Here is a 22,573-nt window from a genome sequence, read left to right as displayed (position 1 = left end):
GATGCGTCACATTTCCGACGAGGACCTCTTCGCCGCGCTGGGGAGCGACAGCAGGGCGTGGCGGTGGCGCGCGCCCGTGCCCGCTGGACTGCCGTCCGACGGGGCCGACGCACTGCACGGGGCCGAGGTCGACTTCCTCGACAAGGGGCACGGCCGCTCCCGCCTGTACGGCTTCCACTACCTGCGCTGGATGACCCCGCTGGTCGCCGCCTACGCCGAGACCGGCGACCCGCGTCACGCGGCGGAGTGGGAGCGCCTGTTCCGCCAGTGGTACGCCGGCCGCGACCTGGTCGAGGGCGACTGGCCCGGCCTCGACGTGGTCTGGTACTCCCTCGGCGTCTGCGCCCGCACGATGTACGTCACGCAGGCGCTGGCCGTCCTCGGAGAGGCGGTCGGCGAGGAGTGCTGGAAGGAGATGATGAAGACCGTCCTCGGCGGCGCCCGGTGGGCGGCCGAGGAGCACGACGAGTTCAGGCACGGCAACTGGCAGTTCGCCACGGTCTGCGAGCTGCTGCACGCCGCCAGGGTGTTCGCCGACCTGCCCGAGGCCGCGCAGTGGGCCGAGATCGCCACGGCGCGCATCATGGAGCATCTGGAGCGCGACGTGCGCGCCGACGGCGGCCACCACGAGCGCTCGCCCGGCTACCACGGCATGTGCCTCGACGCGCTCAGGCGGGCCGCCGCCGTCGAGCCAGGACTGGCCACGCACCCGCGCTACCTGGCCATGCACGACTGGCTCGCCGCGCTCATGACCTCGGGAGGGTGGGTGCCGCACCTGCAGGACAGCGGCATCGTCTGGCCTTCCGGCATCGAGCCCGCGAAGGGCTCGACCAACCTGGAGGCCAGCGGCTACGCCGTCTTCCGCTCAGGGACCTTCCACACGGTGATCAACTACGGCCCCTACGTGGGCCACGAGCTCGAGCCGCACAGCCACCACGCCGCGCTCGACTTCGTGATCGCCGGATGGGGCGTCCCGCTGGCATGGGAGGGAGGAGGACCGCCCTCCTACGACGACCCCGGCTATTACGACTGGTACCAGGCGACCAGGGCGCACAACACCCTGCTCGTGCCGGGCGAGGAGTACACCGAGGACCGCAGGGCCGCCTGCGACCTGTTCTCGTCAGGACACGAGATGGGCGACGGGGTGGACGTCTTCGCCGGGCACCACCACGGCTACAGCGCGCGCCACGACCGCACGGTCGTCTTCGTCCGCGACGAGGGCTACTGGGTGGTCACCGACCGGATCGAGGCGGAGGCGATCTGGCAGGTGCACGGCCTTTCCCCGTGGGTGCGCCACGGGGCGGGGTACCGCACCGAGCGGGCCCCTGGCCTGCTCGTCGTCCCGCTGGAGGAGCCCGACGAGGTCCTGTTCGGGAACGGTCCCGCGCGCATCCCCGACCCCGCCACCAGGACGGCCGAGTACGGCGAGATCCACTCTCTCGGCCTGCGCGGCCGCGGCGGGTTCACCGTCGGGATCTTCCCGTTCCTCGACGAGCCCCCCACGATCCCCGACGGATGGACGGTCCATGCTGATCGACGCTGACGCGCTGCTCGGCCGGCACCCGCGCAGGGACGTCGGCGAGGGGACTGTCGCCGAGGCGCTGGCCAGGATGGACCGCTTCGGCATCGCCGAGGCCGTCGTGAGCCACACGCTGTCATGGCTGCACGACCCCGACACGGGCAACCACAGGCTGCTCGACCTGGTCGAAGGCGAGCCCAGGCTGCGGCCGTGCTGGGTGCTGCTCCCCGACACCTGCGGGGAGACCGGCGCGCCCGACGCGTTCGTGGCCGCCGCCGCGGCGGCGGGCGTCGTCGCCGTCCGCGCCTACCCCGCCGACCACGGCTACGACCTGGCGGGCCGCGACGCCGCCCCGATGCTGCGCGCGCTGGAGGAGGCCGCGCTGCCGCTGCTGCTCGACGCCGCGCAAGCCGGCTGGTCCTCGATCGAGTCGATCGCGGGCGCCCATCCGGGCCTGCCAGTCGTCGTCGGCGGCCTTGGCTACCGCGTGCTCAGGCAGGCCGCGGGCGTGCTCGCCCGCACCGCCAACGTCCACGTGGGGCTGGCCAACCTCTCCTCCCACTGCGGCCTCGAATGGCTCGTCGACCGGTACGGCCCGCACCGCGTCGTCTTCGGCACCGGAGCGCCCGCCAGGGACCCCGCCGAGGCCGTGACGAGGCTGCTGTGGTCGGAGCTCGACGACGCCGCCGTCGCCGCCATCGGGTCGGGCAACGTGCGCGGCCTGCTCCACGACGAAGCGAGGGTCGCTTGAACGTCCTCACCGCCGCGCTCTGGAAGCGCGAGCCGCAGAGCGCGCTCCGGATCGTGGACGCGCACGCCCACGCGGGCCCGTACAGCCTGTTCTTCATCCCCGACGCGGGGCCCGAGGGGATGGCGAGGGTCATGGACAGGTGCGGGGTGTCCCACGCGGTCGTCTCCAGCCATCTGGCCATCCAGCTCGACGCCGCCGAGGGCAACGCCCAGACCGCGGCGATCGTGGCGAGGGCGGCCGACAGGTTCACCGGCTACCTGACCGTCAACCCGTGGCAGGACCCCGTCGGCGAGCTGTCGAAATGGGGCCACGACCCGCGCTTCGGCGGCGTCAAGCTCCACCCCGACCTGCACGACTACCCGCTCACCGGCGGCCGCTACGCGCCCGTGTGGGAGTTCGCGCAGCGGACCGGCTGTCCCGTGCTGACGCACACCTACGAGGGCTCGCCGTACAACGACCTGCCGATGGTGGACGAGGTGGCCGCGCGCTACCCGGACGTGGTGATCCTGGCAGGGCACGCGGGCGCCACGCCGCTGGGGTTCGAGGCGGCGATCGAGGTGGCGCGGCGGCGGCCAGGGGTGGTGCTGGAGGTGTGCGGTTCCTTCAACACTGGCGCCGACATCGCCACAATGGTGAGAGAGGTAGGCGCTGACCGCGTCGTGTACGGCTCCGACTTCCCCTTCATCGATCTGCGGATGTCACTGGGACGGGTAATCTTCAGTGGTCTCGCTGAGGAGGATCGGGCGGCGGTGCTCGGCGGAACGATGACCCGCCTGCTTCAGTGGCGATCCGGACTGGGGTGATCACGATCATGGATCGGTTGCGTGCGGAGGCACGGTCCAGGGTGGCGATCGGGGTCGTGGGCCCCAACGACCTGGTCGAGCAGATCATGATGATCGGCGCCGACCTGCCGGGCGCGGCCGACTGGCGGCTCGTCGGCGCCCCCCACGCGGGCGAGCACGAGACCTACGAGAAGTTCTCCAGGATCGCCGACAGCATCGACGTGGCGCTGTTCACGGGACCGCTCCAGCACGACCTGGCCAGGCAGGCGGGCGCGCTGCCCGTCCCCGCGACGTTCGTGCCGATGAGCGGCGCCAGCCTCTACGCCAGCCTGCTGCGCGGCGTCATCGCCCACGGCATCGACCCGGCGAGGGTCAGCATCGACTCGTTGCCCGCCGCCGACGTCGACGAGGCGTACGGCGAGATCGGGGTCGGCACGGAGGGCGTCCACCTGTCGGAGTACGACAGGCCCGAGTCGGCGCGCGGCTTCGCCGCCTTCCACGAGCAGCTCTACCGCCAGGGGGCCACCACCGCCGCGCTGACCACGATCAGGAGCGTGGCCACGAAGCTGACGGCCGCCGGCGTGCCGGTGATACGCATGATGCCGACCTCCCACACGCTGCGTCTGGCCCTCAACACCGCCGCGCTGCTCGGAACGGGCAGCAGGCTGGAGGAGTCGCAGATCGCCATCGTGGTGGTCGAGCTGGCCGCCTCCGCCAGGCCCAGCTACTCGGGACCGGGCAACTACTGGCAGCAGGAGCTCAAACTGTCGCTGCACCAGTCGCTGCTGGCCGACGCGAGGCTCATGGGCGCCACCGTGGTGCCGCGCGACGAGAACAGCTACGTCGTCACCGCCACCGTCGGCGCGCTCGCCCAGGCCACCGACGGCTTCCGCGTCGCGCCCTTCATGGACAGGATCCGCGCGGACGCGGGCGTGGCCGTCGAGGTCGGCATCGGTCTCGGCACCACGGCTCGGGACGCCGACGCCAACGCGATGGTCGCCGTCGAGAAGGCGCGCGGCGTGGGGGCCGCGGCCGCCTACCTGGTCGGCGGCGACGGGGTCGTGCTGTCCTTGCCGCTGCGCCAGCGCAGGAGGGCCGAGAGCGAGCCCGTCGTCACCACCAAGGCGGCCAAGCTGCTCGAACGGCTGGTCGAGGGGCTCGGCGACGGGCCCGAGGCGCTCGTCGTCGACGCGGAGATCGTGGCCGATGTGCTGGCCATCGCGCCGCGCAGCGCCAGGCGGGTGCTGCAGAGCCTGGCGGAGGAGGGCCTCGCGTGGCCGATGCCGCCCGTGAAGGGCACCCAGGCGGGACGGCCGCGGCAGCCGTACCGGCTGGTCAGGGCCTGAGTTCCGCCAGCAGCTCGCGAGCGGTCCCCGCGAGCAGCTCGGCGCTCCCTGGCGCGACCTGGCTCGCCAGCACCTCGTACTCCGCCCGCCGGTAGGCGTCGGCGGTGGGCAGGTAGCCGGGATATCCGTTGACGTACCCGAGCACCACGGTCGCCCGCTCGCGGGAGGCGCCGGCGATGTCGTCGGCGACGGCGACGAAGGGCTCGCCCGGCAGCCCGACGAGCGCGAGGTCGCCCAGCCTGGCGACGCTCACCTCGACGCCGATCGGGCCGGTCCCACCGGTGCGCGCCCGCAGACCCTCCAGCCTGCTCCTGGCCAGCCGCGCCGCGACAGGATCGCCCGCCGCCCGCGCGGCGTCCGCCTTCAGGGCGTCGACGTCCGCCGCGACCGCCGCCCTCTCGAGGGTCAGCCGCCGCCCTGCCCACGCGAGCCCCGCGCCCCCCGAGGAGGGCCAGGCAGGGGTTCCCCGCTCCGACAGCAGCTCGACGCAGCGGGCGGCGACCACGTCCCCCATCCTGTCCAGCTCGGCCTGGTCCTGCCCGCGCCGGGTGTGACGGGTGCTGATGTCGCCCGCCGCGCCCGTGGCCACCATGACCCACACGCCGTCTCCGAGCCGCTCCCTCAGCCGCCTGCGCACGGCTCCCACGAGGTCGGCGCTGACCATCCGGTTGGCGGCGGGCAGCACGGTCGGGTGGACCGGCAGCACCACCAGGACCCCGACCGGCCCGCCGTCCCTGACGGCGATCACGTCGAGCGGCACGACGGCCTCGGCGTCGGGCCTGCTCCTGTCCGCGCCGACCCCGTGCAGCTCGCCACGATGCGCCGTCCCCTCGCACGGCCGTTCCGCCTCCGCAGCCGCCCGTACGGCGGAGCGGCACGCGGCGGCGATCGCGTCCAGCCACGGTCCAGGCGTGGGTGCTCCGCCCGGCACGCAGCCCGTCTCGGGCCCGGCGTGGGTGTGGCTGGCCGCCAGCCACACCTCACCGCCCGCCTCCCGCCTGACCCGCCGTGCGAGGTCCTCGTTGACGCAGATGACGTCCGCGGTGACCAGCGCGAACCTGCGGCCGCCCGCGGACCAGGACACGGCGCTGACCTGAAGCGGGTCGAGCACCCCCGTGGAGGGCCCCTCCCGGTCCACGTAGCCGCCCATCGGCGTCCCCTCCGGCACGACGAGCGCCGCCTCCCCGTAACCCACCGAAGTCCGGCCCACCGAAGTCCGGCCCGTCGAAGTCCGGCCCGTCGAAGTCCCGCTCCTCATCGCCTGGCTCCTCCGTTCGGCTGCGGCTCCATCGGCTTCGTCGGGCGTCCGGGGCGTCCGGAGCGGGCGCACGTCGCGCAGGCCGCGCGGCGGGCGGGTCTCGCGGTCGCGGACACGGGCCTGATGGGTGTCATCGATGTGCCTCCATGACGAGGGAGCGGTAGGGACCGAGGTCGGTGGCGGCGGCCAGGAAGGCGGCGCCGGCGAGGCTGTCGCCGGCGGCGGGCGCGAGGTGCGCGCGGGGGAGCAGCCGGGCCAGCTCGGCCTCGAACGCGTCCCTGAGCGTCTGGTCGCGGAGCAGGCGGCCGGTCCAGGCGACGGGCACCGCCGTGCCTCCGGGGAAGTCCCGAGCGGCCGCGGTGACGGTTCCCGCCAGCTCGGCCCCCGCGGACGTGACGATGGCACGGGCGGTGGCGTCGTGGGCGGCGAGCTCGAAGACGTGGACGGCGAAGCGGGCGACCCGCGCCACCGCGTCGGAGGACAGGTAGAGCCGCCGGGGCAGGCCGTTCAGCTCGCCGAAGACCTCGCGGGCCCTCGCGGTGAGCGGGCCCGGCTCGGCGCGGCCGTCGTGGCCTCTGAAGGCGGCGTCCATGCCCCTGGAGCCGATCCAGAAGCCGCTGCCCGCGTCGCCGTACAGGAACCCCCAGCCGTCCACCTGGACCGCCTCGGGGCCGTCCAGGGCGCCGTGGTGGGGGTGAGGGGCGCGCACGCCGAGGGCGATCGCGCCGGTTCCCGCCGCGAGGACGACGCCGTCGCCGCCCGCGAACGCGCCCGCGTGCGAGGTGACCACGTCTGTCGTGAGAAGCACCCGCCTGGCGATCGAGAGGAGCCGGTCGGTGAGCGCGGTGGGCGCGTCCACGAGCATGGTCAGGCCGAGACAGATGGTGTCCAGCTCGCCCCACCCGGTCCCGATCCGGTCGAGGATGGCCGTGACCGGCGAGCCCTCGGCGTACGACAGGCCCGTCACCTCGCGCGTCTCCAGCACGCGCCCCGACGACGACAGCCCGAGCCGCAGCCCCGTCTGCCCGCCGTCTATCGCCAGATCCATGGGCTCCTCCTCAGTGGCGGATGCCGGCGCGCCGGTACTCGGTGGGCGAACAGCCGACGTGCCTGCGGAAGGCGCCGCGCAGCGCCTTCGCGCTCGGATAGCCGGACCGTGCCGCGATCACGTCGATGGGCAGCGCCGAGGTGGTGAGCAGCCGCCTGGCGTGCCGCAGCCGCAGCCCCGTCAGGTGGCGCAGGAACGTCGTGCTCCGCTCCTCGGCGAACAGGTGCGAGATGTAGAACGGGCTCGCGCAGACCGCCTCGGCGACGGTCGCCAGGCGCAGCCCAGGATCGGCGTAGTGCTCGGCCAGGTACGCCTCGGCCATCGCCAGGATGTCGGTGCGCGGTGGCGGCGGCATGAGCCTGGCGAGCGTGTCACGGAGCCAGATGTGCAGGTAGGAGCGCTCATGGATGTCTCCGACCGTGACGATGTCCTCGATCGGCAGCCGGGCGCACGCCTCCACCCAGTCGGTCGACCCGTCGGCCAGGCGGGATCTGTTGACGGTGTCGACGACGAACAGCAGCTGGCCGATGAGCCAGTTGCGCAGCGTCCTCGGGTCGGCGTCGCGCTCGGCCGCGCACCTGTCCACCCATCCGGCCAGCAGGCCGGCCGCGCCGTTGCGGTCGCCCGCCCTCACCCGCCTGGTCAGCTCCTCCTCGATGCGCACGGGAGGGGTGAGGCCCACCGGCGGGCAGGCCGCGCCGCCCGGCGAGGGACGCGCCGTCAGGGCGGGACGCGCGGCAGCCGGGGCGATCACGCGGTCGCCGCCGAGGACGAGCTTGTAGTCGTTGGACCTGCGCGCCTCCCGCTCGGCCTCCCCATGGGCGAGGCTGGGAAGGCCGAGGCTGACCGTGGCCGTCCACGCCGTCTCGCGGACGATCCGCGCCCGCACCTCCTCCGCCAGCGCCGCCGCCTCCGACATCAGCGCTTCGGGATCGGCGCCGGTCAGCAGCACCAGCCACTCCTCCGGCGGTTGCGGCCGGCAGGTCACGCCCGGACGTCCTGACGCGGCGGCGTGCACGGCCCGGTCGGCGCGCCGGAGCTGGCGGCGCGCCCACACCTGCCCCTGCACCTGCGAGGAGGCGACGTAGTCATCGATGTCGACCAGGGCGGCGACGGCATAGCTCATGCCTCCACTTTAGGCGGACCGAAATTTGACCGTATTCACGAGCGTGCCGACGCCTGCCACTGTGGCCCGCATCGTGTCGCCGTCCTTGAGCGGGGCGATCCCCGCGACGGTGCCGGTCGCGATGAGGTCGCCCGGCATCAGCGTCATGCCGTCCGACAGGTCTTCGATCAGCCGGGGGATGCCGAACACCATCTGCTTGGTGTTGGCCCGCTGCCTGACCTCGCCGTCCACCTCCAGCGTGAGGTCGAGCGACTGCGGGTCGGGCACCTCGTCCACCGTGGCCAGGTACGGCCCGGCGGGCGCGAACGTGTCGAAGCCCTTGGACTGGTCCCACGGCACGTTCCGCGCGATGTTGGCCAGCTGCAGGTCGCGCGCGGTCATGTCGTTGAGGACCGTGTACCCGGCCACCGCCTCGCTCCAGCGCTCGGCGGGCAGGTCCCTGGTGACCTTGCCGATCACCACCGCCAGCTCCACCTCGTGCTCCAGGTGCCCGGTCCGCGCGGGGGCGACCACCGGCTGGTTGTGCCCGGTCAGCGCGGACGGCGGCTTGAAGAACAGCACGGGCTCGGGCGGCACCTGCATGCCGCTCTCCTCGGCGTGCGCGACGTAGTTCAGCGCCAGGCAGCAGATCTTCGTGCAGGTGGCCACCGGCGGCTCGAACAGCACGTCGGCCTCGTCGAGCACGGGCCTGCGCCTGGACACCTCCTCGGTGAGGCGGTCGAGGCCGTAGGAGTTCAGCAGGGCCACGGGGTCGTCGGTGCCGAGGTCGGCCAGGCTGACCAGCGCGCCGCCGCGCAGGGCCACCAGCTCGACGGGGGCGGAGGCGCTCCGCCTGATGCGTCCAAGGAACATGGCAGCAAGCCCATCAGCGCGCTCGGAGGCTCACAAGCACCGAAATTTGCGCTGACGACTCACTTCTTGCCCTCCTGCTTGTCGCCGGGCGAAGCGCCGCCTTTTGATGGTCGCCATGACCCGCTCTCTGGACGTCAGCCGCGACCTCTACGCCCACGCCAAGCGCTTCATCGCGGGCGGCGTCTCCAGCGACGCCCGCCGTATCGTCGCAGGCCCCTCACCTTCGTCTACGGCGGGCGTGCCCCTCTACGTCGACAGGGCGGAGGGCGCGCGCCTCTGGGACGTGGACGGCAACGTCTACCTCGACTACGTCCTCGGCCAGGGGCCCGCCCTCCTCGGCCACTGCCCTCCCGAGGTGGTCGAAGCCGTCACCGCGCAGGTGGCGCGCGGCATCGTCTACTCCGCCCAGCACGCCGCGGAGGCGCGCGTGGCCGAACGGCTGTGCGCGATGGTGCCGTCGGCCGAGCGGGTCCGCTTCAACACCGTCGGCTCGGAGGCCGCGCACGCCGCCTGGCGCCTGGCGCGCGGCCACACGGGCCGCCCGAAGATCCTCAAGTTCGAGGGCCATTACCACGGCTGGCTCGACCCCGTCCTCTACAGCGTCCACCCGCCCGTGGACGCCGCAGGCCCCGCCGACGCCCCCTTCGCGGTCCCCGGTACGGCAGGCCAGCCGCCCGCCGCCGACCTCGTCATCGCCCCGTGGAACGACCTGGACGCCCTGGCCCGCCTCATGGAGCGGCACCGGGGGGAGATCGCGGGCGTCGTCGCCGAACCCGTCCTGTGCAACACGGGCGCCATCGAGCCCGACCCCGGCTACCTGCGGGCCGTCCGCGAGCTGTGCGACGCCCACGGCAGCCTCCTGATCTTCGACGAGATCATTACGGGCTTTCGCCTGGCCCCCGGCGGCGCGCAGGAGTACCTCGGCGTCACCCCCGACCTGTCGATCTTCGGCAAGGCGATGGCGGGCGGCATGCAGGTCTCCGCGCTCGCGGGCCGCGCCGAGGTGATGGACACGATCTCCACGGGCAGGGTCGCGCACGCGGGCACGTTCAACTCCCAGCCCGTCGGCATCGCCGCCGCCGAGGCCACCCTCCGCGTCCTCGACGAGCGCAGGGAGGAGGTCTACGGCACCCTCTACGCCCGCGGCAGGGCGCTCATGGAGGGCCTGCGCGAGGCCGCGGCCAAGGCGGGAGTGCCGATGCTCGTGGACGGCCCAGGGCCGGTCTTCCAGACGTACTTCACCGAGGCGGAGTCCGTGCGCGACTACCGCGACTTCGCCCGCACCGACCGGGCGCGGATGGCGCTGCTGCACGCCGCGCTGCTGGAGCGCGGCGTCAACATGGTGCCGCGAGGGCTATGGTTCCTGTCCACCGCTCACACCGAGGCGGACGTCGCCGCCACGGTCGACGCTTTCGGTGACGCCCTGCGGACGCTTCCGCTCGGTTGAGATCACCAGCGCGACCCCGATGAGAATGACGAGCCCGCCGCCCAGGATCCGCAGGGTCACGGGCTCGCTCAGCACGAGCGCGCCGAGCGCGACCGCCACCGCCGGGTTGACGTAGGCGTAGGTCGACACGAGCGAGATGGGGGCGTTGCCCAGCAGCCAGACGAACGAGGTGAACCCGACCAGCGACCCGACCAGGATCAGGTACGCCAGCCCCGCCCACGACCGCCCGGACACCGCCGACAGGTCGAACCGCTCGCCGAGCCCGGTGCCGAGGACGGCGAGTCCCACCCCGCCGACGAGCATCTCGATCGTGCTGGCGGCGAACGGGTTCGACGGCATCGAGATCCTGCTCGACAGGAACGACCCCACCGCCCACGACAGCGACCCGATCAGCACCACGATGATGCCCGTCGTCGAGTTGACCCCGTGCCCGCCGGTCAGCGACAGCGCCGCCACTCCCGCGAGCCCGACCAGGACGCCCGCCAGGGTGAGCGACTTGGGCCGGTCCCTCACCACGAACCTGAACATCACCAGCCACAGCGGAACGGAGGCGACGAGCAGCGCCGCCAGGCCGGAGGAGATGTGCAGCTCGGCCACGGCCAGCAGCCCGTTGCCCAGCGTCAGCAGCAGCAGTCCTGCGACGGCCGCGCCGACGAACTCCCTGCGGGTCATCCTGAACGCCGCGGTCCCGTTCTTGGCCACCAGGAAGCCGCCCAGCAGGATGCCCGCCGCGACGAAGCGCATGGCCCCGCTCAACATGGGAGGGATGGTCTCGACGGCGATCGCGATGCCGAGATAGGTCGACCCCCACACCACGTAGACGATGCCGAGCGCCACCCAGACGAGCAGCCGATTGTCAGTGGTGTCTTGTCCCATGGCTCCTTACAATAACCGCCCGCCATGTGATGTGGTAAGGCCGCCCCCCCGATCGGGGACCTGGCAGACCTTCCGTCGCCCGGCCCGGCCCCGCGCTCCCGGTGACGCGTATCCCTGGACAGGCGCCGGCCCCGCGCCAAAGGTGGCGCGGGGCCGGGCCTGCCGTACATCATCCGACGCGAGCGGGGGTCCGCCGCCCCTGGGAAGGGGAAGGGGGGCGACGGACCGGACTGGTGGATCGGGTCAGCGCGGGCCGAGCTTCTCCACGATCAACCGGTACAGCTGGCGCGGGCGCCCGGGTTGTGGCGTGCGGTTCGGCGGAAGCGGCCACGCGAGTCCCTCGTCAACCAGCGTGCGCAGCAACCGCCGAGCCGTGCGCGGGGTGACCCCGAGCATCTTCCCCGCCCCCTCGGCGTCCACGACCGTGTCGCCGCCCTCCAGCTTCGCCGCCAGCCGCGCGAGCACCTCGATGCCCTTCGGCTTGAGCGGCGTCGACCCCTGAGGAGGCATCCTCGGCGCCGGGATCAGCGCCCGCCCCTCGCGGTCGACCGCGAACCCCTGCGCCTGCTTGCCCGCCTGCGAGCGGGCCAGCGCCGCGCGCGCATGGGATTCGGCGTCATGTGTCGTACGGCCCATGCCCACGCCGACCTCGACCGCAAGGCCGAGCTCGTCGCGGACCCTGGCGGCGAACGGCAGCACCCTGAAACCGTCCGTCGCGGACGCGATCGACCCGCGGGTGGCGGTGACCAGGTAGCTGTGGTCGTCGATGGGCCAGACGGTGGCGTTGATCCTGTTGGCCTCCTGGACCAGCAGCCGGTGCAACGACAGGCGCAGCTCGTCACGCCAGTAGCGGGGCGCGGCCCTGCGCACGGGCTCCCGCAGCGTCGGCACCTCGACCAGGACAACCGTGAGTTGTGACTCCTCCAATCTGTGGTGGGCGCCGAGCAGCGCCGCGGTATGCAGCGCCGTTCGCACGGCCGCCGATGTGGGTCTGATCCGTATCACAGGCACGCCCGCGGTGTGCAGCCTGTCCGCGACCGCGGGAAGGCACGTCAGCGCCCCCGTCGTCGCGCCCTGCCTTGCCAGCCTCTCGTGGTAGGCCGCGATCGTGCCTGTCGCGCCCGGCTCGTCGCGGCTGTGCACGTCCGTCGCCGGGATGCCCAGATCGGTGTAGGCCTCCTCGACGTCGGCACGCGACACCACGTCGATGCTCACCCGTTGCGGGTCGAGCCGTGGGTCGATCGCCGCCTTCGCCAGCGCCGCGACCAGCGCGGCACCGCCGAGCTGGACATACGTCGCCGGCATGGTCAGCACCCCTGACCGCCTTGCCAGGTCATAGGGGACCGGGCTGGCGAAAAGACACGCGTCCACCCCCGGCCCGAGCCTGGTGACCTTGTCCGCCGCCTCCTGCTCGTCGCGGTAGGCGGCGGCCACGAGGCGGCAGGGAAGGGGTGCCGCGGCATGACCCATCAACATGACACGCTCGACCAGATCGTGAGGTCCGACCACACCGATCGTGAGGTCCGGTGTCATGGCGCCCGGGCGTGATACTCGGGGAGGCTCTTCGGTCCGCTCGACCAATGTTCGTCCCATCCTGCCGTCCATTGCAGTGCTCTCTTTTGGAACGATCGCTCGCGAGGGCCATAATGTCACGCCCAAATTTTCCAGAAAGTCACTCTGGAAAGCGTTTCACCAGCTCAGCCCTAAGGAACTTCGCGGATAATATCCGCGCCCAACGCCCGCATTCGCTCGGCCAGATGGGCATGGCCCCGATCGATCAGATAGCCCGACTCGATGACCGTCTCCCCTTCGGCCGCGAGCCCCGCCAGAACGAGCGCGATTCCCGAACGCAGATCGTGGGCCGTGACCTCGGTGCCTTTGAGCGGGGTGTGGCCGTGAACGGTGGCGGCGTTGTCCTTGACCCTGACGTCGGCGCCCATCTTGTTGAGCTCACCGGCCAGCGCGAACCGGCCGTCGAAGATCCGCTCGTGGATGTAGCTGATGCCGTCGGCGAAGCACGCCACGGTCATCATCGGCGACTGCAGGTCGGTGGCGAAGCCGGGATAGGTGTCGGTGATGACGTTGATCGGCTTCAGCGGGCTGTTGTGGCAGCGGACGCTGAGCACCGCGCCCTGCGTGGCGAACTCCACGCCCATCTGCTCCAGCTTGTAGCGGACCACGCCCAGGTCCAGGCCGGTGCCGACGAGGTTCAGCTCGCCGCCGGTGATGGCCGCGGCCATGGCGAACACGCCCGCGTCGAGCCGGTCGGGCATCACGGTGTGCTCGACCGCGTGCAGCTCGGTGACGCCCTCGACGGTGATGAACCCCGTGCCGCCGCCGCTGATCTTCGCGCCCATCTTGGTGAGCATGTCGATGACGTCGAGCACCTCAGGCTCGAGCGCGGCGTTCTCGATCACGGTGGTGCCGCTGGCCAGGGCGGCGGCCATGATGAGGTTCTCGGTGCCGGTGTGGGAGGGGGTGTCGAGGTAGAGTGTCGCGCCCGTCAGCCCTGAGGACTTGACGTGGATGACGGTCTCGCTCTCGTCGACGATCGCGCCCAGGCGCTTGTAGCCGAGGTAGTGGAAGTCGAGGTTGCGGCTGCCCAGGTTGCAGCCGCCGACACCCTCGACCACGGCCTCGCCCAGGCGGTGGAGCAGCGCGGGGGTGAACAGCACCGAACCGCGGAACCGCCTGGCGATCTCGGCCGGAAGGATCGGGCTGGTCAGCCGGGAGGCGTCGATGACCAGCGTGCGCTCGGACTCGTGGAGCTCCACGTGCGCGCCGACGGACTGGGCCAGTTCGACCGCGCGCCGCACGTCCTCGATGATCGGGACGTTGCGGAGGACCGTACGGCCCTTGGCCGCGAGCAGAGCGGCCCCGATCATGGGCAGCACGGCGTTCTTCGCGCCCTGGATGAACGCGGTTCCACGCAGTGCGTTGCCACCGCGCACGCGGTAACGGACCATTCGCTTCCGCTCTCCCTCGGTAAAAGATCTCGCTAAAGTGATTCGGACGCGCCCACAGTAGCCGTTGCGGACGCCTGCCCCGGCCGATTCGCCCCGTGACTACCCGGTAAAGGAGTGTCCTGTGAGGCGTTCGTACGCCTCGACATAGCGCCGGCGGGTCCGTTCGACCACTTCGTCGGGAAGGGGAGGTGGCGCTTCGCCGGAGGATTTGTCCCATCCCGATTCCGGCGATGTCAGCCAATTACGGACATATTGCTTATCGAAAGAGGGCTGAGCATGGCCTGGCTCCCACTCGTCGAGCGGCCAGAAGCGCGAAGAGTCAGGAGTGAGGACCTCGTCGCCGAGCGTCAGAACTCCGTTGGAATCCCAACCGAGCTCGATCTTGGTGTCGGCGAGGATGATGCCGCGCTCGCGGGCGATCTCCGCGCCCCTGGCGTAGACGGCGAGCGTGATCCTGCGCAACTCCTCCGCCGTCTCCTCACCCACCCGCGCGACCACCTCGTCGAAGGAGATCGGCTCGTCGTGCTCGCCGAGCGGGGCCTTGGTGGACGGCGTGAAGACGGGCTCGGGAAGCCGCGAGCCGTCCTCGAGGCCCTGCGGCAGCCGTACACCGGAGACCGCGCCGTCGCGGCGGTACTCGGCCAGGCCCCCGCCCGCCAGGTACCCGCGCGCCACGCACTCCACGGGCACCATCCGCAGCGGCCTGCACACCATGCTGCGCGCGTCGGGCGCGGTGCCCGCCAGATGGTTGGGCACGATGTCCTTCAGCTGCTCGAACCACCACAGCGACAGCTGCGTGAGAATCGCCCCCTTGTCGGGGATCTCGGGCTCGAGCACGTAGTCGAAGGCCGACAGCCGGTCGGAGGCGACCATCAGCAGCAGGCCCTCGTCGGTCTCGTAGAGGTCGCGAACCTTGCCGGAGTGGAGGTGCTTCATCGGGCGATGTCCGTCCTGTGGTGGGAGCCGCGCAGTCGCACCCTGCCGACCAGCTCGTAGGCGTTGTTCCTGGCGCTCTCCTGGTCATGGCCCGTGCCGACCACGGCCAGCACCCTGCCTCCCGCGGAGACCGTCCGCCCCTCCTTCACCGCCGTGCCGGCGTGCAGGACGTAGGCGTGCTCGGTCGGTTCGAGGCCCGTGATCACGTCGCCCTTCACCGGGTCCGCCGGATAGTTCTCCGCCGCGACCACCACCGCAACCGCCGAACCCTCCCGGTAGGCCAGCGGCGGCTGCTCCGCCAGCGTGCCCGTCGCGCACGCCATCAGCACGCCCGCCAGCGGCGTCCGCAGCCGGTCGAGCACCACCTGCGTCTCCGGGTCGCCGAACCGCGCGTTGAACTCGATGACCTTCGGCCCCTTCGAGGTCAGCGCGAGACCCACGTACAGCACCCCGTTGTACGGCAGGCCGCGCCGCGCCAGCTCCTCCACCGTCGGGTGCACGACCTCGCGCATCACCTGCTCCGACAGGCCCTCGGGCGCCCACGGCAGCGGCGTGTAGGCGCCCATGCCGCCGGTGTTCGGGCCCTCGTCGCCGTCGTAGGCGCGCTTGAAGTCCTGCGCCGGCTGCAGCGCCACCGCCGTCGAACCGTCGCACAGCGCGAACAGCGACACCTCGGGGCCGTCGAGGAACTCCTCGATCACCACCCGCTCGCACGCGCCCGCGTGCTCCAGCGCCGCCTCCAGGTCGCCGGTGACGACCACGCCCTTGCCCGCGGCCAGCCCGTCGTCCTTGACCACGTACGGCGCGCCGAACTCCTCCAGCGCCTGCCGGGCCTCCTCGCGCGTCGCGCAGGTGCGCGACCGCGCGGTGGGAACGCCCGCCGCGTTCATGACGTCCTTGGCGAACGCCTTCGAGCCCTCGATCATCGCCGCCTGGCGTCCGGGGCCGAAGCACGGGATACCGCTCGCCCGCACCGCGTCGGCCACGCCCGCCACCAGCGGCGCCTCGGGTCCGACGACGACCAGGTCGGCGCCCAGCTTCTCGGCCAGCTCGGCGACCTGCCGCGGGTCGGTGGGGACGATGTCGTGCAGGGTCGCGATCTCCGCGATGCCGGCGTTGCCGGGCGCACAGTGGAGCTCGGAAACCTGGGGGTCGAGTTTGAGCGAGCGGCACAGGGCGTGTTCCCGCCCGCCGGATCCAATCACAAGAACGCGCACCCACCCATTCTCCCAGCTCGCACGCCACCGTTCTCACCCGCGTTCGACCCGCCCGCACGGACCCCTCCGCCCTCCCGGGAACGCCCCACCGGACCACCCGCGCGATCGCACCCCCTTCCGGCGACCATCGCCTATCCAAACGGCCCGCGCCATCCGCACGGTCCGCGCCCACCTCGCAGGACCCGCGCCCACCTCGCACGGCCCGCCACCCGCACGGCCCGCCACCGGTACGGCCCGCCACCGGTACGGCCCGCCACCGCACGATCCGCCACCGCACGATCCGCCACCGCGCGGGAGGGCGCCTCCGTCCGCACGACCCGCCACCGCACGGCCCGCGCCCATCTGCATGGCCCGACCGCACGGCCGTGGCCCCCCTCGTGAAGGATCTCCGCCGCAGGACCGCCCGCACGGTCGTGTCTCGAAGGAGGCGCGTGACCGGGCGCCGTTCGAGAGGCCGGCCCTCGCCGCACGAGGAGCGTCCCCTGGACGGGCCGAGCCCCGTGCGGACGGAGGCGCCCTCCCGTGCGTGCCGTACAGGATCCGTGGATGCCACGTGCGCCATACAAGAGATGCCACGTGCGCGCCGTACAAGGTGCGTGCGCCGGGCGAGACCGCCCGTGAGGGAAGCGGATGTGCGGGAATCGGGAGGAATCTTTGTGAGGTTCTACGTGATCGACGGACTCGGCACCGAGTAAGGTGTGGGGGGTTCCCCAGCCTGTGGTAGGTTGGGTCGGCTTTGCGGCGTCTTGTGTGATTGGAGGTGGTCCGGGATGAATCCTGGTGATCCCAGCAGTACTCGCCCGCGCACGATCATCGTGCGCACCCCCGACCACTCCAATTCGGCAGCCTGATCGTGCCTCCACGCATCTCCAGATTGAGGTGATCTTTCGTCCTGCGTGGACCGTGCCAGGTCGGGCGGGAAGGGACTGCCATGCGCTCGTCCACCATTTTCCGTCGCATCAACCGTCACCCCGTGCCCGTGCACACCGCTCGCCAGCTGGCCAGGCCCATGGGTGAGTGCGTACCGCCCGTCGACTCCATCGTCGAGTACGGCGCCTACATCAACGGCAAGAAGATCTGCGCCGACGGCATCGTCGAGTCGCTCAAGCTCGTCCGCCAGCACAACCTCGAGAACGAGGGTGCCAAGGCATTCGTCTGGGTCGGCCTGCACGAGCCCGAGGCTCCCGAGGTCGAGTGGCTCGCCGAGGTGTTCGGCCTGCACCCGCTCTCGGTCGAGGACGCGGTCAAGGCCCACCAGCGCCCCAAGATCGAGCGCTACGGCGACTCGTTGTTCATGGTGCTGAAGACCATCGCCTACCTCGACCACGACGAGCTCACCGCGACCAGCGAGATCATCGCCACCGGTGAGATCATGGTGTTCCTCGGCGCCGACTTCGTGGTGACCGTACGGCACGGGCGGCACTGCCCGCTCACCGAGGTGCGCGAGAAGCTCGAGGACAAGCCCAAGCTGATCAACCGCGGCCCCACCGGCGTGCTGCACGCGATCTCCGACCACGTCGTCGACCGCTACCTCCAGGTCGCCGACCTCATGCAGCTCGAACTCGAAGAGGTCGAGGCCACCGTCTTCGCCGACGTCAGCTCCCGCGACATCAACCGCATCTATCAGCTCAAGCGGGAGATGCTGGAGATGAAGCGCGCCGTCACCCCGCTCCAGCCCCCGATGGCCTCGCTGCCCCAGCGTCGCATCATCCCGAGCGAGATGCGCGAGTACTTCCGCGACGTCAGCGACCACCTTGCCAGGGTGTGCGAGCAGGTCGAGTCGTCGAACGAGCTCGCGAACTCGATCCTGCAGGCGGCGCTCGCCCGCTCCAACACCCTCGCCAACGAGGACATGCGCAAGATCTCGTCGTGGGTGGCGATTCTGACCGTGCCCACCATGATCGCGGGCGTTTACGGCATGAACTTCGACTTCATGCCGGAGACCAAGCAGGCATGGGGTTACCCGGCTGTCCTGGCCATCATGGTCACCGCTTGCACGCTGCTCTACCGTGGCTTCCGCCGCAACGGCTGGCTCTAACCCCGGGGGACACGAGGCCACGCCGCGGCCATCCATGGCGCAGGATCGGCGCGGCGCTCCCTGGCTCGGGACCGGCGCTCCTGGCCGAGATGGGCGGGCCGTCCAAGGCGCAGGACCGGTGCTCCTGGCGGGTAGGGGCGGCCATCCAGGCCGCAGGACCGGCGCTCCCGGCCGGGTGGCGAAGGTCACCGGCCGGGGTGAAGGTCAGACGCCGACCGGCTTGAGAGGGCCGACGGGGCGGGGCAGGGCGAGCCCGCGCTCCTCCCACACCTGGCGCATCCGGTCCGGATAGTCGGTGACGATGCCCGCCACGCCGAGGTCGAGCATCCGCCCCGCCGTGGCCGCGTCGTTCACCGTCCACACCGCGACGGTCAGCCCGGCGGCCGCCGCCTGCGCCATCAGCGCCTCGTCCACCATGTCGTACTCGGGCGACAGCGTCGTGGCGCCCGCGGCGCGCGCCGCGGCGGGGACGTCGTCGCCGAGGTCGCCGTTCCAGTCCAGGGTGTCGAGCTCGATCAGCGCGAACCGCCGGGTGTCCGGCGCCAGCCTGGCCGCGTGCTCGATGATGCGCCAGTCGAAGCTGAGGATGGCCGCGTTGGCGAGCCTGCCGTGCCTGTCGAGCTCGGCCACGACCGCCTCGGTGAACTCCAGCGGGTCCGACGTCAGCTCCGGCCTCGTCGGATCGGACTTCAGCTCGACGTGCAGCCGCACCCCGTCGGCGTCGTAGGCGTTCACCAGCCCGAGCACCGCGCCGAGCGTCGGCATGCGCGTCTCCGGCATGGGCTTCTGCGTGAGCGCGAACGGGTCGTCGGGATGCCGCGGCAGCCGCACCCCCACGTCCAGCATGCGCAGCTGGGCGTGCGTGAGTGCGTTGATCGGCTTGCCCACGTAGGGGAACATCGGGTCCTGCGCCGTCAGCGGCCGCGTGTCCGCGCTCGTCACCGCGGAGACGGTGAGGTCGTGCGTGAGCACCATGCGCCGGTCCGCGGTGAGCGCGACGTCGAGCTCCAGCGCATGGACGCCGAGCTCCATGGCATGGCTCAACCCGGGCAGGGTGTTCTCGGGCCAGAGGCCTCTCGCACCTCGGTGACCGTGAATTTCGACATGCACACGGGGGACCTTACCGTCCGCCCGGCGCGTTGGCGCGCCTGCCACGCCGGTAGCTGTTTGTCCCGGTCTCTCCGCTTCCGTCCGGCGGGTCGTCCACGGCTGCCGTTGTACGGCTATCGCACGGGAAGGCCCACCGTGGTCACCGCCGACCGTCCGTCCATCACGCGTGCTCCAGCAGGACTCCGGTCCCCGCCGTCACGTCGTCCCCGCAAGGCCGGGTGACCCGGACGTCGCGGCGGGCCGGCGGCGTCGCAGGAGCGGCGTGATGGACGGACGTCAGCCGGTGACCATGGTGGGCTTGACCCGGCTTGCCGTACGGGACGATCGGCCGGCCGCCCGAGGCCACCGGCGCCGGCGCACGGATGGCGCGAACCGGCGCCGGACCTCGCATCGGGAACCGGCGCCCGGCCCTGCGTGGGGCACATGCGGCCTGGCCTCGCATCGGGCACCGGCGCCCGCCTCTCGCGTGTCGGGAGGCAGGCGCGGGGCCGGTCGGGGCGGGTCAGACCAGGGAGTGGAGCTCGATCGTCTGGTCGCGGCCAGGGCCGACGCCGATCGCCGAGATGCGCGACTCGCTCAGCTCCTCCAGCGTCCGCACGTACGCCCGGGCGTTCGGCGGCAGGTCCTCGAAGGAGCGGGCCTTCGAGATGTCCTCCTGCCAGCCGGGGAACTCCTCGTAGATCGGTGTCGCGTGGTGGAACTCCGTCTGCGTCATCGGGATCTCGTCGTGCCGCACCCCGTCGACGTCGTACGCCACGCACACGGGGATCCGCTCAAGCCCCGACAGCACGTCCAGCTTGGTGAGGAAGAAGTCGGTGACTCCGTTGATCCTCGTGGCGTAACGCGCGATGACCGCGTCGAACCAGCCGCAGCGGCGGTTGCGTCCGGTCGTCACGCCGTACTCGCCGCCCGTCGTGCGCAGCCAGTCGCCCATCTCGTCGGTCAGCTCCGTCGGGAACGGGCCCGAGCCGACGCGTGTCGTGTACGCCTTCAGGATGCCGATCACCCGGGTGAGCCGGTTCGGCGGGATGCCCGCGCCCGCGCACGCTCCGCCACTGGTCGGCGAGGACGACGTGACGAACGGGTAGGTGCCGTGGTCGATGTCGAGCAGCGTGCCCTGGCCGCCCTCCAGCAGCACGAACTTGTCCTCGTCCAGCGCCTTCTTCAGCACCAGCGAGGTGTCGGCGATGTGCGGCTTGAGGCGCTCCGCGTAGCCGAGGTACTCCTCCAGCACCTTCTGCCCGTCGATGCCGCGCCGGTTGTAGACCTTGGTCAGCACCTGGTTCTTCTCGCCGAGCACCGCCTCGATCTTCTGCGCGAGGATGCCCGGGTCGAGCAGGTCCTGCACGCGGATGCCCATGCGGTAGATCTTGTCGCCGTAGGCGGGACCGATGCCGCGCCCGGTCGTGCCGATCTTCGCCTTGCCGAGGTAGCGCTCGGTCACCTTGTCGAGCGCCTTGTGGTGCGGCATGATCAGGTGGGCGTTCGCCGAGATCAGCAGCCGCTCGGCGGAGATCCCGCGCTCGGCGAGGCCGTCCAGCTCGGACAGCAGCACGCCGGGATCGATCACCACGCCGTTGCCGATCACGGGTACCACGTCAGGCGACAGGATGCCGGTGGGCACGAGGTGAAGGGCGTACTTCTGGTCGCCGATGACGATGGTGTGCCCCGCGTTGTTACCGCCCTGGTAGCGGACCACGTAGTCGACGGCACCGCCCAGCAGGTCGGTGGCCTTCCCCTTGCCCTCATCGCCCCACTGGGCGCCCAAGACAACGACAGCCGGCATGGTTATCTCTCCCGAGCAAAACGAAAACCCCTGACGCAAGTGCGACAGGGGCTCTTGCGTGGAGAGACTACCCGAGTATGCCCAAACGTCCCAAGAGCTAGCTCTTGGCGAGCGCGTCATAGGCCTCGGCGCTGCTGTCCTTCAGGAACTGCAGGCACCGCTCGGCCTCGTCCTTCTCGCCGATCGCCTGAGCGGCCCTGGACAGCGCGTAGAGGCAGCGCAGGAAGCCGCGATTGGGTTCGTGCTCCCACGGGATCGGCCCGTGCCCCTTCCATCCGCTACGGCGGAGCTGGTCCAGTCCCCGGTGGTAGCCGGTGCGGGCGAAGGCGTAGGAGGTCACGGCGTGACCATTGGCGAAGTACTCCTCCGCGAGCGCGGCCCATGCCGCCGGGTAGGCGGGGAAGCGAGCTGCCACGTCGGACGCCTTGGCGCCGGATTCCAGCGCCTCTCGGGCCTCGGGCAGGTCCGGCAGGTGAGTCGGGGGCGGCCCGGCGAGAAGGTTATCCATAGGACAAGTCATACCCGTCAGGCACGGAAAGTGGCTAGGAGATCTTTGTCGCAGTACGTCGAGCGTCCACTCCGCCGCGGGCTTCGTCCCTGCGCGCCCCTCGCCCGGAGATGGTGCGGGGTCGTGGACGGCCCTGGCCTGGTCACCGCCGGTCCGGCCGTGACCGTGGGATGCCCCGGCCTGGTCCCCGGTCCGGGGCCGTGACCTTGGGGCGGCCCCGGCCTGGACGGGCCGGGGCCGCCCGTGCGGCAGGGTCAGGCGAAGACGGTGCCGGTCTCGGTGAAGAGCGCCTCGAGCACGCGTAGCCCGCGCCAGGCCTTGGTCATGCCGAACCGGGCGGAGAACCGCACGACGGCGCGCACGTCGTCCGGTGTGGCGCCGGCGCTGAGGGCGCGCGTGACGTGGACGCGGAAGCTCTCCTCCAGCGTCTGGTACAGCACGTCGACGGTCATCGTCGCGAACGCGCGCTCGCGCACGCTCAGCCGCCGCATGCCGGCGCGCATGCGGGATTGCAAGTCCATGTAGTCGGCGAACCGGGCGTGGAGGTTGCGGACAGCCTGCTTGGTCGGAGCGGGGATCGGGCTTCCCGAGCCGCCGGCGTCGATCGGGTGGCCCTCTCCCGTGGGGCCGGCCAGGCCCCGCTCCCTCTCGATCTCGGTCAGGCGCGCCAACGCCGCCAGGGCCGCGGGGTAGCCGCTGTCGTAGGAGATGAAGCGAAGCAGTTCCCGCAGATCGTCGGCGGAGACGCCGTGCTCCAGGCCCATCGTCACGTGCAGCTCCAACGGCAGCCCGAGGGTCTGCTGGCAGACGTCGGCGACGACGGACAGCAGGACCTTCTCCCGCATCGTCAGCTCCGGGATCTCCTCCCAGACCGCGTGGTCGGTCGCCGCGCTCATCTCCGCGAACACCGGGTCCAGTGCCTTCACCTGTGCCGTGGTGGAAAAGTTCATGATCTTCCTCTCTGACACAACGACTGTAGCGCTACGACTGTAGTGCAACGGGCGTCC

19 protein-coding genes are annotated in these 22,573 nt (G+C 71.6%); 6 read left to right on the top strand and 13 right to left on the bottom strand.

Features of this window, described 5'->3' with window-relative positions; genetic code table 11:
• The first annotated feature begins 1 nt into the window (after position 1).
• From AC3EO4_RS20275 to AC3EO4_RS20260, 4 genes are read left to right on the top strand one after another with little or no spacing between them, the layout of a single operon-like run.
• On the top strand, positions 2–1,543 hold the full coding sequence (locus AC3EO4_RS20275) for a heparinase II/III domain-containing protein (RefSeq protein WP_431897079.1): 1,542 nt from the start codon (positions 2–4) through the stop codon (positions 1,541–1,543).
• The gene (locus AC3EO4_RS20270) at positions 1,527–2,270 is read left to right on the top strand and encodes an amidohydrolase family protein (RefSeq protein ID WP_379574851.1); all 744 of its coding nucleotides are present in this window, start codon (positions 1,527–1,529) and stop codon (positions 2,268–2,270) included. The genes AC3EO4_RS20275 and AC3EO4_RS20270 overlap by 17 nt, the downstream gene beginning before the upstream one ends.
• Positions 2,267–3,073, top strand: coding sequence for an amidohydrolase family protein (locus AC3EO4_RS20265; protein WP_431897077.1), 807 nt, complete (start codon positions 2,267–2,269; stop codon positions 3,071–3,073). Before AC3EO4_RS20270 ends, AC3EO4_RS20265 begins: the two co-directional genes overlap by 4 nt.
• An 8-nt stretch (positions 3,074–3,081) precedes the next feature.
• Positions 3,082–4,398 carry a GTP cyclohydrolase IIa gene (locus tag AC3EO4_RS20260; RefSeq protein ID WP_379574849.1) on the top strand — a complete coding sequence of 439 codons (1,317 nt, stop codon included), beginning with the start codon at positions 3,082–3,084 and terminating at the stop codon, positions 4,396–4,398.
• On the opposite strand, the gene AC3EO4_RS20255 is transcribed toward AC3EO4_RS20260, so the two are convergent.
• The 4 genes from AC3EO4_RS20255 to AC3EO4_RS20240 all read right to left on the bottom strand — a co-directional run bounded on the left by AC3EO4_RS20255 (position 4,388) and on the right by AC3EO4_RS20240 (position 8,682).
• On the bottom strand, positions 4,388–5,593 hold the full coding sequence (locus AC3EO4_RS20255; protein ID WP_431897075.1) for a hypothetical protein: 1,206 nt from the start codon (positions 5,591–5,593) through the stop codon (positions 4,388–4,390). The genes AC3EO4_RS20260 and AC3EO4_RS20255 overlap by 11 nt on opposite strands.
• Before the next feature lie 193 nt (positions 5,594–5,786).
• Positions 5,787–6,704 carry a BadF/BadG/BcrA/BcrD ATPase family protein gene (locus AC3EO4_RS20250; protein WP_431897074.1) on the bottom strand — a complete coding sequence of 306 codons (918 nt, stop codon included), beginning with the start codon at positions 6,702–6,704 and terminating at the stop codon, positions 5,787–5,789.
• Positions 6,705–6,714: 10 nt separating this feature from the next.
• A complete protein-coding gene (locus tag AC3EO4_RS20245) occupies positions 6,715–7,830 on the bottom strand; it encodes an AraC family transcriptional regulator (RefSeq protein WP_379574846.1) in 1,116 nt (371 codons plus the stop codon).
• 9 nt (positions 7,831–7,839) lie between these two features.
• A complete protein-coding gene (locus AC3EO4_RS20240) occupies positions 7,840–8,682 on the bottom strand; it encodes a fumarylacetoacetate hydrolase family protein (protein WP_379574845.1) in 843 nt (280 codons plus the stop codon).
• Positions 8,683–8,797: 115 nt separating this feature from the next.
• On the opposite strand from AC3EO4_RS20240, the gene AC3EO4_RS20235 reads away from it, so the two are divergent.
• A complete protein-coding gene (locus tag AC3EO4_RS20235) occupies positions 8,798–10,129 on the top strand; it encodes an aspartate aminotransferase family protein (protein WP_379574844.1) in 1,332 nt (443 codons plus the stop codon).
• Here the strand turns inward: AC3EO4_RS20235 and AC3EO4_RS20230 are convergent.
• The 5 genes from AC3EO4_RS20230 to purD form a co-directional block, all read right to left on the bottom strand.
• Positions 10,037–11,005, bottom strand: a complete 969-nt coding sequence (locus AC3EO4_RS20230; protein ID WP_431897071.1) for an EamA family transporter — start codon at positions 11,003–11,005, stop codon at positions 10,037–10,039. The genes AC3EO4_RS20235 and AC3EO4_RS20230 overlap by 93 nt on opposite strands.
• A gap of 243 nt (positions 11,006–11,248) precedes the next feature.
• Positions 11,249–12,538, bottom strand: a complete 1,290-nt coding sequence (locus AC3EO4_RS20225; protein WP_358129195.1) for a transcriptional regulator — start codon at positions 12,536–12,538, stop codon at positions 11,249–11,251.
• A gap of 170 nt (positions 12,539–12,708) precedes the next feature.
• Entirely contained in the window at positions 12,709–13,971 is a 1,263-nt protein-coding gene (gene murA, locus AC3EO4_RS20220) for a UDP-N-acetylglucosamine 1-carboxyvinyltransferase (RefSeq protein WP_379574842.1), read from the bottom strand.
• A gap of 99 nt (positions 13,972–14,070) precedes the next feature.
• Positions 14,071–14,907, bottom strand: a complete 837-nt coding sequence (locus AC3EO4_RS20215) for a phosphoribosylaminoimidazolesuccinocarboxamide synthase (RefSeq protein WP_379574841.1) — start codon at positions 14,905–14,907, stop codon at positions 14,071–14,073.
• Positions 14,904–16,124: a phosphoribosylamine--glycine ligase gene (gene purD, locus AC3EO4_RS20210; protein ID WP_431897069.1), complete on the bottom strand. Its 1,221-nt coding sequence runs from the start codon at positions 16,122–16,124 to the stop codon at positions 14,904–14,906. Before purD ends, AC3EO4_RS20215 begins: the two co-directional genes overlap by 4 nt.
• A 973-nt stretch (positions 16,125–17,097) precedes the next feature.
• Here purD and corA point away from each other — a divergent pair.
• Positions 17,098–18,162 (top strand): magnesium/cobalt transporter CorA, encoded by a 1,065-nt coding sequence (gene corA, locus AC3EO4_RS20205; protein WP_379574839.1) that lies wholly within the window; start codon positions 17,098–17,100, stop codon positions 18,160–18,162.
• Between the two features lie 204 nt (positions 18,163–18,366).
• Here corA and AC3EO4_RS20200 read toward each other — a convergent pair whose 3' ends face one another.
• The 4 genes from AC3EO4_RS20200 to AC3EO4_RS20185 form a co-directional block, all read right to left on the bottom strand.
• On the bottom strand, positions 18,367–19,272 hold the full coding sequence (locus AC3EO4_RS20200; protein ID WP_431897067.1) for a glycerophosphodiester phosphodiesterase family protein: 906 nt from the start codon (positions 19,270–19,272) through the stop codon (positions 18,367–18,369).
• 502 nt (positions 19,273–19,774) lie between these two features.
• On the bottom strand, positions 19,775–21,058 hold the full coding sequence (locus AC3EO4_RS20195; protein WP_379574837.1) for an adenylosuccinate synthase: 1,284 nt from the start codon (positions 21,056–21,058) through the stop codon (positions 19,775–19,777).
• 97 nt (positions 21,059–21,155) lie between these two features.
• Positions 21,156–21,566 (bottom strand): DUF3151 domain-containing protein, encoded by a 411-nt coding sequence (locus AC3EO4_RS20190; RefSeq protein WP_379574836.1) that lies wholly within the window; start codon positions 21,564–21,566, stop codon positions 21,156–21,158.
• A 254-nt stretch (positions 21,567–21,820) separates the two neighbouring features.
• A complete protein-coding gene (locus tag AC3EO4_RS20185; protein WP_431897065.1) occupies positions 21,821–22,516 on the bottom strand; it encodes a carboxymuconolactone decarboxylase family protein in 696 nt (231 codons plus the stop codon).
• Between the last annotated feature and the right edge of the window lie 57 nt (positions 22,517–22,573).

The sequence above is a fragment of the Nonomuraea sp. bgisy101 genome (assembly GCF_057708945.1).
Note: the sequence above shows the minus strand (reverse complement) of the source record. Positions and strands in the feature narration are given on the sequence as shown.